The organism is Endozoicomonas sp. 4G, assembly GCF_023822025.1.
Classification (GTDB): Bacteria; Pseudomonadota; Gammaproteobacteria; order Pseudomonadales; family Endozoicomonadaceae; genus Endozoicomonas_A.
The window spans coordinates 1,180,367-1,195,325 of record NZ_CP082909.1 but is presented as its reverse complement, the minus strand read 5'-3'; the positions used below and the strand labels follow the sequence as shown (position 1 = coordinate 1,195,325).

General features: G+C 50.3%; 5 protein-coding genes. All 5 read left to right on the top strand.

Translation table 11 applies throughout. The features are described 5' to 3' along the window. Window positions 1-7: 7 nt before the first annotated feature. The 5 genes from K7B67_RS04400 to K7B67_RS04380 all read left to right on the top strand — a co-directional run bounded on the left by K7B67_RS04400 (window position 8) and on the right by K7B67_RS04380 (window position 14,903). Window positions 8-694: a hypothetical protein gene (locus tag K7B67_RS04400; protein WP_252179159.1), complete on the top strand. Its 687-nt coding sequence runs from the start codon at window positions 8-10 to the stop codon at window positions 692-694. A 62-nt stretch (window positions 695-756) separates the two neighbouring features. Then, window positions 757-1,458, top strand: a complete 702-nt coding sequence (locus K7B67_RS04395; protein WP_252179158.1) for a DUF2764 family protein — start codon at window positions 757-759, stop codon at window positions 1,456-1,458. Then, window positions 1,455-3,299: a V-type ATP synthase subunit A gene (locus K7B67_RS04390; RefSeq protein ID WP_252179157.1), complete on the top strand. Its 1,845-nt coding sequence runs from the start codon at window positions 1,455-1,457 to the stop codon at window positions 3,297-3,299. Before K7B67_RS04395 ends, K7B67_RS04390 begins: the two co-directional genes overlap by 4 nt. Before the next feature lie 239 nt (window positions 3,300-3,538). Further along, window positions 3,539-9,607, top strand: a complete 6,069-nt coding sequence (locus K7B67_RS04385) for a hypothetical protein (RefSeq protein ID WP_252179156.1) — start codon at window positions 3,539-3,541, stop codon at window positions 9,605-9,607. Continuing rightward, a complete protein-coding gene (locus K7B67_RS04380; RefSeq protein WP_252179155.1) occupies window positions 9,567-14,903 on the top strand; it encodes a hypothetical protein in 5,337 nt (1,778 codons plus the stop codon). Before K7B67_RS04385 ends, K7B67_RS04380 begins: the two co-directional genes overlap by 41 nt. Window positions 14,904-14,959: the final 56 nt, after the last annotated feature.

The following is a 14,959-nucleotide window of genomic DNA, read 5'->3' as shown; positions in this document are numbered from 1 at the left end:
ATACATTATGACAGCAGCAATCAATCCTGGCGGCCAGAACGTCTCTGTTGGCGTCCAGGAGCTGATCGAAAAACTACGTGACCAGGGCGTACAGGACGGTCGTAACCAGGCTGACCGGATTGTCAGAGAAGCCGAAGCCAATGCCGCCATTCTGATTCGCGAAGCCCAGGCCAAGGCCGACACCATCGTCAGCAAGGCCCGGGAAGAAGCGGACTTTATCACCAAAGCCGGTCAGGAAGCCCTGCAACTGGCGGAACGAAATGCCGTACTGGAACTGAAAGACTACCTGCTGGAAAAATTCTCCGGACAGATCGGTGCCCTGGTCAGTAACTCCCTGGAGCAAGAAGAAGTGCTCAAGCAGATGATTCTTGAAGTGGCAGGCGAAAACAACCTGCACAGCGAGAAACATCTGGAAGTCATTCTGCCACGCAGGGTGGTCGGTGTTGATGAACTCCGTGATCCTCCTGACCTGGTTAAACAGGGTCCTCTGCTGGACTTCGTCACCGGCCAGGCCGCTGAAATGCTACAGGAAGGTGTGACCTTCTCGGTTGGCCAGACAACCCAGAGCGGTATCAAACTGCGTCTGCACGACAAAAAGATCGAAGTAGAACTGAGCGACAAAACCGTCACTGCGGTTCTGCTGAGACACCTTCAGCCTCGCTTCCGGGCGTTGCTGGAAGGCATCGTCAAGTAATGAGTCAAGTGTTGGAAGTTAACAGTCAGGACTGAAGACTCCTGACTTTTTGGGAGAATGAAATGGCAGACCATGCCTATTACACTCTGGTGACTTCGCTGCCCCACATTGATTCGCTGTTTGACAGCAAGATCACCCCGATCTCACGTCTGCAACTGGATCGACGCCTCTCCATGCTGAACCAGGAAGACCAGGACACCCTGGTCAAGGTGGAGCAGCTGATGCACTGGAGCCATCTGGGCGATAATGTCGACGAGACCGCCCTGATCAAACTGGCCGCCCGCCTGCACGGGGAGCTTCCCAGCCAGACGCTGCGGGACCTGGTCAACTGGCGGCTGGACATGAGAACCGTCATGGCAGCACTGCGTCGTAAAAGACAGGGCAGGCAGGCACCGGGCGATCCTCAATGGAGCTTTGGTACCCGCTATGCCTACATTCGCCGCAACTGGAGCCATCCGACACTGGGCCTTCAGCACGCCTTCCCGTGGATTCCACAGGCCATTGATTGCCTGAACAGGCAGGATTATCTCACTCTGGAGAAAACCCTGCTGGAAGCCGTATGGCGGCGATTGGACGACGCTGGCAGACAGCACAGCTTCGACTTTGAAGCGGTCGTGATCTACATACTGCGCTGGAACCTGGTCGCCCGCTGGACGACTTACGACGGTGAGCAGGCATTGGAACGCTTTAACGAATTGACCGACCGGGCGCTGGGTGACTTTATCAACCGGTTGCCGGGAACAGCCTTTGGAACAAACTTATGAGTGAACAGACAAACACAGAACCGGAACAACAGGCTTCAGCCCGGGTCGTTGCCGTGATGGGTGATATCATCACCATCAGGAGTCTGGGCAGTAAGCCACTGACCAAAAACGAAGTCGTCTACGTGATGCCCAGCCGCCGTGCCAATGAGCAGGTGGAGGAGCAACTGATGGCGGAAGTCCTCAGAGTTCGCGGCGATATTGCTGACATTCAGGTCTACGAAGATACCCGGGGAGTGGCAGTAGGTGATGCCATTATCCAGACCGGGCAGCTGCTCTCTCTGGAGCTGGGCCCTGGCATTCTTTCCATGATCTACGATGGTTTGCAAAACCCCCTGGAAAGGCTGGCCGCCCTGCACGGTAAATTCCTGCAGCGCGGTGTTCAGATTGACGCCCTTGATCGCAGTCAGAGCTGGGCCTTTACGGCAGTCGCCAAGATTGGCGACAAACTGCACGCCGGTGAAACCTTTGGCACCGTCCCGGAAGGTCGTTTTACCCACAGGATCATGATTCCTTTTAACACCGAAGGTGAAGTGGAAGTGACCTGGATTCAGGAAGGCTCCTTCAGCGTTGACACCGTGGTGGCCAAAGTACGCAACCAGCAGGGTGCCCAGATCGATCTGACCATGGTCCAGCGATGGCCGGTACGTCACTCCATTTCTGAAACCCTGTCCAGAAAAGGTAAAACTGAACGTCAGTATCCTGATACTCCGCTGGTCACTACCCAGAGAATCGTGGACACTTTTTTCCCCATTGCCCGGGGTGGCACCGGTTGTATCCCCGGCCCATTCGGTTCTGGTAAAACCGTACTGCAACACTCTTTCTCCCGCTACTGCGATGCCGACATTGTCATCGTCACAGCCTGTGGTGAACGTGCCGGTGAGGTAGTAGAAACCATTGAAGAGTTTCCACACCTGCAAGACCCAACCACTGGCGGCTCCCTTATCGACCGTACCGTTATCATCTGCAACACCTCATCCATGCCGGTAGCCGCCCGTGAAGCTTCTATCTACACCGGTCTGACACTGGGTGAGTACTACCGCCAAATGGGCTACCACGTCCTCGCTCTGGCAGACTCCACTTCCCGCTGGGCCCAGGCCATGCGTGAGACGTCCAACCGGCTGGAAGAAATTCCCGGTGAAGAAGGTTTCCCGGCCTACATGGACTCTGCCATTAAAGGCGTCTACGAGCGTTGCGGTGTCATTCGTAACGAAGAAGGCGACGAAGGTTCTCTAACCCTGGTGGGCTCGGTATCCCCTGCCGGTGGTAACTTCGAGGAACCCGTGACTCAGGCCACCCTGAGTACGGTCAAAACTTTCCTGGGCCTGTCGTACGACCGCGCTTACAAACGTTTCTACCCTGCTATTGATCCACTGATCTCCTGGTCCCGCTACCTGGATCAGTTATCCCAATGGTACAGCAACAACCTGTCTCATGACTGGGTAGATACCGTTAAGGAGATGCAGGCCCTGCTGGTCAAAGGTGACAGCATTAACCAGATGATGCAGGTGACCGGGGAAGAAGGTATTACTCTGGAAGATTACGTCACTTTCCAGAAATCGTTCTTCCTGGATATGGTCTACCTGCAACAGGATGCCTTTGATGACGTTGACAGCAGTTGCCCACTGAGCCGCCAGCAGGCCTGCTTTGAACTGGTGGTCAGCCTGATCAATCAGCAGTACACCTTTAAGGATAAAGAAATCGCCCGTGACTACTTCGTGAAACTGACCGGCCTGTTCAAGAACCTCAATTACTCACACGACGGTTCCCCTGAATACAACGGCTATCTGCAGAAGATCGAAGAATTAAGAAATCAGTATACCGGGACTTCTGCCGCGGCCTGATGCTGCTGCGGCCTAATCAAAAAGTCGACACTCCCCCTGTCGACTTTTTTCTTGCACCTCACCAACGCTTATCCCATCAGAATTCAGATATTTAGCCTCTTGAACTTGCAGCTCTCCATTTAACTGCTAAAAGTTTTGGGTACTTAAAAATTCTCTCAACAGCATACTGGAACAGCCGTCAGCAACTAGCAGCAATGGCTTTCCTCAGTAATAAAAGCACTCAGCTCTGAGGTAGTAGAATGATCTGTACCCGCCCCAATGCTTTGAGCCTTGCAGTGACCGTTGCAATCAGCTCCTCAATGATTGCTACACAGACACTGGCCGATCGCAAGATTCAGACAAGGTCTGTTGATATTCCAAAGAGGGAATATGCAGAGTATACCCAGAGCGAGTCCGCCGTTAAGCCAACTTCAGGTGATGACCAACAACCCGTACCCAAATCTTTTACAACTACCTACCCTGATCAGAGTGAGGCCAGAGCAGGCTACCAGGTTCCTTCCGAAGGCTTTACAGACGTCCTTTCTGGCATTGCCGGTGGTGTCTCCAGTGTTGATCAGTTTCAAACATACGACGATGGTTCTGCCTGGGAATACGTCAAACTCCTAAAAGTCAGTAATGAGGAGGTCTTCAGGTTCACCCATTACCTTAAAGGCAACAAGCTGCTCATCGAAGTCCTGAAAGAAATGACCCATCCCGATTCCGTTGAGGCTGTTCGTGCTCAATTAGGTGACAACCTGCAATTAGAACCGCTAACGAAAATCGCCAACCCCGAACAACTGGCTGGCGTGCTCAGAGGTGCTTATCAAAGAGCAGAAAGCCTTAGTGCATGTCATTACTATGATGTCCTTGCCACCATTGAGGTAGAGCCCGTTGAAGTGAACGGTCGCACCTTCATGCGTCTTATCGCTGCCGGTGATCAGCCCCCTGAACTGAACAGCCTGGGGCAATCGATCTTTGTTAATGATGAGGCCCTTTTGGCAGCAGCCACCTCTGCCTACATTCAGGTTCATATTCTGGGAAACGACATACAACAGGGAGCCCTGAATGACCTGTTGTCTTACCACAAGCCCGTCGGCTACGTTGTCCACGTTGAGGATGACACACAGGCTTATCCTGTGCCTGCCGGTTACCCGAAACTGGAAGTGTATGAGGATCCGGGAGAGATTATTGTCTTCCACGGACAGAAGCAGAACCCGGCCGATATCGCTTTTGTACAAAACCTCATTAGCCTCGGAGAGCCAGATGAGAGTGATGATCCCATCCCACTAACAGCACAGATAAAAACAGATAAAGTCAAAAGTTACCAGTACATCATTCGCAGCAAGCAGCTGGCGCTGCTGGAAGAATTTGCTGCTGAACTGACTGCACAGCAAGACGCTGAATTCAGCGAAGATAAACTGAGGGCACTGGCATACTATGAATCGCTCCAGCAGGCGCTGGAAAGTGCGACTCCAGAAACAGAAGAGGTATTTGAGTTGAGACCATCACACATCGATTTTACTTCGTGGATCATCACTCCACAGTGGATGCGTACTCAACTCCAAAAATACTTCAGCTTCAAACCAGCACTGAGAGAACTTCTGGCCAGCGAGCATTTTTCTCAGAAATTTACACCTCTGGTAACCGCAGTCGCCGGGGATGTTGATAGCAGCGATGAAAAGTTTACCCGCAATGTCATTGGCACCCTGACCAGACAGCTGATTGAGATGGAATACGAGCTGGAAGCAGCTCGGAAAAAAGAAGTCAAAATCTTCGATCTTAAACGTCAGATAGAGCTTGAGGCGCAGAAAGCCAATGACAATAAAGAAGAGCTGACCAGAATAAAACGACTCTACGCAACAGCAGAGCTTGAGCTTATGGAAGTGAGTACTGAACGGGAAGATCTGGAAAATCGGGTAAACAACCTTCAGCGGGAAGCCGAACAGATTCCAATGCTGAAACAACAAGTGCTTGCTGCCAGAAATACCAGAAACGCTGAACTTGCAAAATACCTTGGCATTCCTGACTGGGATGAAACCATGGCTCCAGAAGATCAGGACAGGATCATAAAGGGCCGGATTAATGAAATATTCAAAGATGGTTTCACGGATGCACAGTCTTTGAAAAAAGCTGAAGAGTTTGTTCTGGCATGTATTGAAGCCGAGATTGCTATGGTTCAACTCGATGTAAACAACCCGACTATTGAAGAGAATACGAAAAAAACTATGCTGGAATATCTGTATACCTTTCCAGACCCGTTAAACGCATCGCTGCAAAAAAAGGCGCTCGCTATCGTTGAGCGTCGCCTTGGCCTGACCCCGGATGACCCAGAAAATATGGAAGCTCGCCTACAGGCCGTTCAATCTAGCTTTCTACCTCTGAGAGAAAAGTTCATCCAGAAACTAACCTCCGGCACAGGGGAAGATGAAATCAAAGCTCGCTTTGCAGCCATCGCCTCACAATTAAATATTGAGGAACTGGATAGCGATGCAGATATTGAAACTCAGCAGAAAACTCTGGTTAAGGCCATGAAGGAAGCCGATATTCAGCGATGGGAAATCCTGATGCAGGATGCCTATGAAGAGGCCCAGCTTCAAAAGCCTGACACACAGAGTACTCAGGGCGAAGAAACAGAGCTTAATCAAAGACCTGGGGTTGAGGATCTACATGAGCCGTTAGCCAAAAGCAATATCGACGGGGTTGACTACCTACTCTTGCATGCAGTTCTGGCCAAGGTTTATGGTCTGGAACTGGATGAGGTCAAACGTATTAAAGACCGGCGGCAACTGCTAGAAGCCGTTCGTAAGAAAGCCAGCAGGTTTAAATATTTGGAAGAGGAACTGGAACGCATCAGAACACCCAACGCCATCACCAGACCTGAAGTACTTGAGGCACTGGATGCCGTAGAAAAAGTTCTGAAGATCGATGACCAGGATAACGCCAATGACGTATATCTCCGTCGCCAGATCATTTTTGAACAAGTACAAAGAACCATGGAAGAAACCAGTCAACAGATTCATGAAGAGGCGCAGCGTGTACTGAAAGCCGCAGAGGAAGCACTCGAGATCAAGGTCAATGAAGGTGACACTAACTTGGAACGACTTAACAAAGTTCGTGCACAGGTTGAGAAGGATGGTGATGCCACCATAAAAATGCTGACTGACAAAGAAACTATCCTCTGGGAAGAAATCCCCCCACTTGAGCACGAAACTAAAATAGAAAAACTGACCAAGCTTCTCGAGCATCTTGCCTTTTATGTCGAGGACGCAGATAACCGAGTCCTGAAACAACAGGACGCAACGCTTAAAGCGTTAGAAAGCGCGCTGGGCATCGACCCGGATAAAACAATAGGTCAGCCCGATACTAATGAGCGTATCACAGCCATTAATGCTGAGCTTGACAGACAAGTAGCTGGCCTGGGAGCTAAACCCCGATACACGCTTGATCGTGAGTTAAACCGAGTCAAAAGTGCAAAACGAACCGCTAAAAATGAGTTGGATGATCTTCACCAAAAACTGAATGATATTCATCTCGACACGGACTCTACCGACGCCAGGGCTGTCATCGATGAAGGCGAGACAAAGCTTGATCAGGTATTAAAACAAATTCAGGCTGAATTCGAGCTGACATCGGACGATGAACAAACCACTTCAGAGCGGGTAGACGACATCAGAGACTTTATTCGGAATAAAGGCTCAGAAAGCCCGGATCAGGTCGTTGACAGGCTCATAGATGCCACCCCGGAACTGAGAATCTATGTTGAGGGTGACCCGGACAGCCTGACAGCAGAGGATTTATTTAATGTCATTGTCAGAAGCTTTGTTGGCAGGGATGAAGTCGATTACGGATCGGGCAAGCTGCCTGAAGCCCGACAAAAGTACGATCGGGGTATGAAATTTCTGGGTGAGCGCACTCTCAAAGAAGCACTGTTGCACAATGCTCAGGCTGAAGAAGAGCAGGCACAAAACCAACTGAAGCTTAAAAACCAGGATTTTGGCAATATCGAAGACTCCAGTGTGGACGATATCACCAAACTTAATCATCAGAGAGAGGTACTGACTTTAATCCTGAATCAGAAAAAAGAAATGACATCAGCCGCACAAAAAGATCTGCAGGCCCATGACGCAACGATTAAGGCTATAGAAGATGATCTGCACCTTAAACCAGACTCGACTGACATCAATGACAACCGAATTAATACCGTGAGAGCCGCACTGCTGGAACTGGGTGGGAATGATGGTACTGGCGGCAGGATCCTGGAACTGACCCAGGAGAAGAGCCGTCTGAAAAGGGAACTGGAAGCCAAGCAAACGGAAATAGAGGCGTTAAATAAAGCCCTTCAGGCAGCAGAGGCTGACATCGAAAATGAGGGAGGCCCTTACCAGTACTCGCCAAAACAGGCAGACATACGGACTGAGATACAAGCCTTCACGCAGGGTGACTCTCTCAAGCAACAAACTCTGAATGCCGTAATAGGTCTGGCAGAATCAGCAGAAAAAAACGGTAAGCTAAGACTGGACCTTCGGTTTTTTAACCTTGACGATGAATTTGCTCCCGTTCGCCTGAAGGGATTGGTCGGAGACGACCTGAGCTTTGATCAGGCCATACGGATCGTGGAAGTCTTCAAAAAATTCAAGCACACAGCCGCGCCCGAAACAGTAGCAGAGCAACCTCTGAACCCTCTGGAGGAAGTCCAGAACCTGGCAGACCGGGCGAGGGTTCAGATCGGAAAGGGGGCAGAACAATACGACCTTGAAATACGGAGTATGGGGGAAACCGCCATTAACTTCGTCGAGCATGAACCAAAGGACCTGAAAAGCTTCTCGGACTACCTGGCCAGCCATTCTGCCAATGGCAACAAAATCATCCAGTTACTGGCTGAGGGTCTGATCAGCAAGGTTGAACTTGAGAACTACATGAAGGCCGTCAGAGGTGTCGATGGTTATCAGGTAGTGGCTGAGTTTGAGCACTTCCTTGTTTACAAACACGGCGTTAATATGCCCCGGTTCAAGATGACTGTGCGGATGTTGTCCGACAAGGATGCTGAGGCGTTCATGCAGCGAGCCTTTACTCCTGTGACCGTCACCGCTACTGGCCCAATAGCCATGCAGGAATCGATTGCCGGTATGAAAGAGTATTCAACGGCGGTCATCGCTAACTACGTTCTTGACGATATCGCCTTTGACAATGGCCGCAAGACGGCAGCGTTCCTGACCAATATCCAGGATACCCTGACACCTTATGCCAATGCCGCTGGCCTAGCTGAATCGGACCTGATCACAATTATCCACAGCACATTGATGCAGGCTCACGCAGCAGCGGTTGAGCACCAGTTGAATGATTACTGGCTCAAGCCTTCAGCCTTCCTGGTACAGGCCGTCACCTGGTACTACACCAGCTACAAGCCGCTACTGGCAATCGATACCGCCTGGCAGGCAAGCAAACAGTCCCTCTCAAACATGGCATTCCTTTATCTTCTGGATCTGACCAACCGGGGTGATTACCTGCACCGGATGCTGACACCTTTTCAGAACTGGCTGGAACGCTACCATGCTGACCTTGACCGGACCGGGCAATATGCCTATCACAGCAGCATTGAACAAATCTCTGAACTAGGCGGGCTGGCCATGCCTGCCGGCAAAGCGGCTTCCTCGGTCATTCTGCTGAAAACCGGCTCCGGGCTGTTTGCCAGACAGCACAGCGCCAACCCCCATATGTATCGCAGCATTTTCCGTCTGGTGCCCGAAATCGTGAAATCCATGGCTTGCAGACAAGGAATACAGGTACCGCTGCTGCATCGGGCAACACCGGAAAAAGTAAAAACACTGGCTTCTGCCACTGCTGGCCTGGTACTGGGCCCGGTTGCCACTGTCGGAGCATACACCCACGGTCTTGTATCCGGGCTTACCCGCGCCCAGAACTTCGGACTTGTCCTGACGTCGACGCTTGCTTTCGACTTCTTTATGAACGACAACAAGATGCTCACTCAATGGCTGGGCGGCCCCCTGGGCCGTAGTCTTGACAAGCTCAGCCGCTGGTGGGGAGCCGGTGAAAAAGACGAGGACTTTGTGAAACGTACTGCCGTTGCCATGCCTCAACGCTTCGATGAAACGGATGATGCCTATGCGGCCCGTGTTCAAGCAACCAACATGATGCTTGGCTGGACTCGACAGGAAAATTACCTGCAATTCCGCGAACGCCGGGATCGCACCATGACACTATACGAGAATGGCTGGGAGAAATACTTCCGGGAAAATGTGCCTAAATGGTCATTCTCCCACGCAGAGAGTGTTCCTTACTCCTACGCTCTGGGAGTCTTCTACAAATGACAACAACGGCCACCCCCGCACCATGATCAATGCTCGCCCCAAGGCATTAATTGCAATAGCCGTTGCTATTGGCTCTTTTATCATTGCTACACAAACACTGGCCGAGTGTAAACTGCAGACACAGTCTGTGGTTTTTCAGGGCAAGGGACGTGTCGAATATATCCGGAGTGAGGTCGTCGTTCGGCCTACCTTAGATGATAATCAGCAACCCATCCCTCACTCTTTTACCACCACTTACCCTGGTCAGGCTCCAGCCACAGAGGGCTATGACGCTCCTTCTAAAGGCTTCACAGATGTGCTTTCTGAGGTCGACAACAGTGTTTCCAGTATTGACCTGTTCAAAACAGATGAGAATGGTGTTGCAAAGCAATACACCAAAGTCCTGAAAGTAGGCGATGAGAACGTCTTCAGATTCACCCATAACCTTGAAGAAGGCGGACTGTTCATTGAAATCAGAAAAGAAATGACCAGTAAATATTCAATTAAGTTTGTTCGTAACCAATTAGGCGTCGTAAAACCATTAGAACCGTTAACGAAAGTCGCCAGCCCGGAACAACTGGCCGGAGTGCTGAACGGTGCCAATGACAGAGCAGGAATGCTTGGTGACAGTGAAGACTATGTCTTCCTTGCCAGGGTCAAAGTAGCCCCCGTGGAAGTCAACGGGCGTACCTTCATGCGTCTTATCACTTCCGACGATCAGCCCCCTGATCCGGAGCGTCTGGGTCAGTCGATTTTTGTCAACGATGAAGCCCTTTTTGCCGCCGCCACCTCGGCTTATGCCCAGGCTTATTTTCTGGAGAACGAACTACAGCAGGAAGTGCTGGATGAACTCTTGTCATACCATCAACCCGTCGGCTACGTTGTCCACGTTAAGGATGACACTCAGGCCTACCCTGTACCCACGGGTTACCCGAAACTGGAAGTGTATGAGGCTCCGGGAGACGTTATTGTTTTCCATGGCCAGAAACAGAACCCGACCGATATCGCTTTTGTACAACGTCTCATTGACTTCAGAGAGCAAATTGAGAGAGCTCAAATCACCCCGGTAACCACAGAGATCAAAACAAACAGGGTCAAAAGTTACCAGTACATCATTCGCAGCAAGCAGATGGCGCTGCTGGAAGAATTTGCTGCTGAACTGACAACACAGCACGATGCACAACTCAGCAAAGATAAACTGAAGACACTGGCATACTATGAATCCCTCCAACAGGCATTGGAGAGTGCTACCCCGGATGCCCTAGATAAATTTGAGTTCAAATCAGCACATATCAGGCTTGCTTCGTGGATCATGACTCCAGACTGGATACGGACTCAACTCGAAAAATGCTTCAGCTTCAAACCAGCACTGAGAAATCTTCTGGTTAGCCAGCACTTTGTTCAGAAATTTACCCCGTTGATAACCGGAGTGGCTGGGGATGCTTATGACAGCGATGAGCAGTATACCAGCAAAATCATTGGCACCATGACCGAACAGCTGATCGAGCTGGAAAGCAAGCTGGAAACGCTACACGCAAAAGAAACCAATATCCTCCAGTTGAGAGAACAGTTAGATGGTGTAGAACATGAAATGACGTACTTAAGTTTCAGTGAACTGGATAAACTGAAAGCAAATCAAGTCAGTCAGCGATTAGAGCGTGAGCTTGCAAAGGTTTATAACGAAATGATACAGCTGTATAACCAGTTAAACTTTCTTAAGCAGCAAGCCAAAATCACCTCTGTGCTGGAACACCAAATTCGTGATGCCCGGAAAACTCACAATGCTGAAGCTGCCGCCCCAGCGACAGCGTCGTCCGGGCAAGAAGCCATTCAAGACCAGGCCAGCAGGCTTGAATACCTGGAAAATGAACTGGAACGCATCAGAACCATGGCCAGGCCTGAAGTACTTAAAAAACTGGGTGCCATAGAAAAAGCCCTGAAAATCAATGACCAGGATAACGAAAATGATGTGTATCACCGTCGCCAGATCATTTCTGAGCAAGTAAAAAAAGACTTGAAAGACATCAGCCAGCAGATTCATGGAGAGGCACAGCGTGTACTGAAAATCGTAGAAGAAGTACTCGAGATTAATGTCAATGAAGGTGATACCAACGCAGAAAGACTTGACAAAATTCGTGCACAACTAGTGAAAGACGACGATGTCACCATGAAAATGCTGACCGACGCAGACTATATGATCTGGGAAGAAATCCGCCCAGAGCACGAAACTAAAAATTTAAAAATTGCCAGGCTTCTCGCGCGTCTTAACTTTCATGTCGAGGATGCAGATCACCGAATTCGGGCCTATCAGGACGTAAGGCTTAAAGCGGTCGAAAGCGAGCTGGGCATCGACTTGAGTGAAAAAGACCAGGATGTCAAAGCTAAACTAATTCGACAGCTAAAACTGGAATATATGAAAGATGCCAGTCTGACTGATCAGAAGTATGCTCTTGAAGACGGAGTTTTGAGCTTGATAGATAAAGTAGAGGCAGACTATATCGATGAAAGTGCCAAAAGAAGCAGTAACAATAAAATTGCTCGTCAACTGGAGATTGAGAACTATGAAAGTGACGCCCCCGTCAAAGATCAGATCCTTCTGATTAAAGTTAAGCTCGAACAGCTGTTAGAACGAGTAGATACAATAGGTCGGCCTGATAATAATGAGCGTATCACAGCCATTGATGCTGAGCTTGACAGACAAGTGGCTCGCCTGGGAGCTAAACCCCGATACGCTTTTGATCTTGAGTTAGCCCGAGTCAAAAGTGCAAAAAGAATCGCTGAAAATGAACTGAAAGATATTCATCTCAACACGGAAGCTACTGCCGGCAAGCTGCCTGAAGCCCGGCAAAAGTACGATCGGGGTTGGAAATTTCTGCATGAGCGCACTTTCAAAGAATCGATGTTGCGCGATGCTCAGACTGAAGAAGAGCAGGCACAAGAGCAACTCAAGCTTAAAAGTCTGGAGATTGACAATACCCAAGGCGCCTGTTTGAGTGATAGCACCAAACTTAAGCACCAGAGAGAGTTACTGGCTTTAGCCCTGAATCAAAAAAAAGAAAAAACATTAAAAGCACAAAAAGCTCTGGCGGCCTATGACACATCGATTAAAGCCATAGAAGATGATCTGGATCTTAAGTCAGGCTCTACTGACAACTATGAAGAAAGGATTAATACCCTGAAAGCCAAACTGGTGGAACTGGGTGGGGATGATGGTACTGGCGGCAGGATCCTGCAATTGGCCTGGGAACAGAGCCATCTGAAAAAGGAACTGGAAGTCAAGCAAACGGAAATAGAGACGTTAAATAAAGCCCTTCAGGCAGCAGAGGCTGACATCAAAAATGAGGGAACCCCTTGCCAGTACTCGCCAAAACAGGCAGACATACAGACCGATATGCAAGCCTTCACCCAGGGTCACTCGCTTAGAAAACAAGCTCTGGAAGCGGCGATAGGCCTGGCAGAATCAGCAAAAAAAAGCGGTAAGTTAAAACTGGACCTTCAGTCCTTTGACCTGAACGATGAGTTTGCTTCCATCCGCCTGAAGGCATTGGCCCCAGACGATCTGACCTTTGATCAGGCCATACGGATCCTGGAGGTCTTCAAAAAATTCAAGCAAACAGCCGCGCCCGAAACGCTAGCAGAACAACCTCTGAACCCTCTGGCAGAAGTCCAGAACCTGGCGGACCGGGCGAGGGCCCAGATCGGAAAGGGGGCAGAAGAATACGACCGTGAAATACAAAGAATGGGGGAAACCGCCATTCACTTCGTCGGGCATGAACCAAAGGACCTGAAAAGCTTCTCGGACTACCTGGCCTCCCATTCTGCCAGTGGTAACAAAATCATCCATCTACTGGCTGAAGGTCTGATCAGCAAGAGTGAACTTGAGCACTACCTGAAGGCTGTCAGAGGCGTCGATGGTTATCAGACAGTGGCTGAATTTGAGCACTTCCTTGGCTACAAACACGGCGTCGATGTGTCCCGGTTCAAAACTGTTGTTCAGCTGTTATCCGACCAGGATGTTGAGGCGTTCATGCAGCGCGCTTTTACTCCTGTGACCGTCACCGCCACCGGCCCGATGGCAATGCAGGAATCCATTGCCGGTATGACAGAGTATTCAACGGCGGTCATCGCCAACTACGTTCTTGACGATATTGCCTTTGAAAATGGCCGCAAGACGGCAGCGTTCCTGACCAATGTCCAGGATACCCTGACACCTTATGCCAATGCCGCGGGCCTGTCTGAATCAGACCTGATCACGATTATCCACAGCACATTGATGCAGGCTCATGCGGCAGCGATTGAGCACCAGTTGCATGATTACTGGCTCAAGCCTTCGGCCTTTCTGGTGCAGGCCGTCACCTGGTACTACTCCAGCTACAAACCGCTACTGGCAACCGATACCGCCTGGCAGGCAGCCGAACAGTCCCTCTCAAACATGGCATTCCTCTACCTTCTCGATCTGACCCACCGGGGTGATTACCTGCACCGGATGCTGACACCTTTCCAGAACTGGCTGGAACGCTACGATGTTGACCTTGACCGGACCAGTCAGTATGCCTACCACAGCGTCATTGAACAAACCGCTGAAATAGGCGGGCTGGTAATGCCTGCCGGCAAAGCGGCTTCCTCATTCATTCTGCTGAAGACCGGCTCCACGCTGTTTGCCAGACAGTACAACGCCAACCCCCATATGTATCGCAGCATTTTCCGTCTGGTGCCCGAAATCGTGAAATCCATGGCTTCCAAACAAGGAATACAGGTACCGCTGCTGCATCGGGCAACACCGGAAAAAGTAAAAACGCTGGCTTCTGCCACTGCTGGCCTGGTACTGGGTCCGATTGCCACTGTCGGAGCATACACCCACGGTCTTGTATCCGGGTTTACCCGCGCCCAGAACTTTGGACTCGTACTGGCATCGACACTGGCTTTCGACTTCTTTATGAACGACAACAAAATGCTGACTCAATGGCTGGGCGGCCCCCTGGGCCGTGCTCTTGACAGACTCAACCGCTGGCGGGGAGTCGGTGAAAAAGACGAGGACTATGTGAAACGTACTGCCGTTGCTACGCCCCAATACCTCGATGAAACAGATGAAGAATATGCAAACCACGTTAAAGAAACCAACCTGATGCATGGCTGGACTCGACAGGAAAATTACCTGCAATTCCGTGAACGCCGGGATCGCACCATGAAACTGTACGAGGATGGCTGGGAGAAATACTTCCGGGAAAATGTGCCTAAATGGTCATTCTCCCACGCAGAAAGTACTCCTTACTCCTATACTCTGGGAGTCTTCTTCAAGCCACTCCCGCCGCCGTAAAGTCTACACAGGCTGATTCCAAGGAATACATACTGGCTTCCTCATGTGAGGTAGTT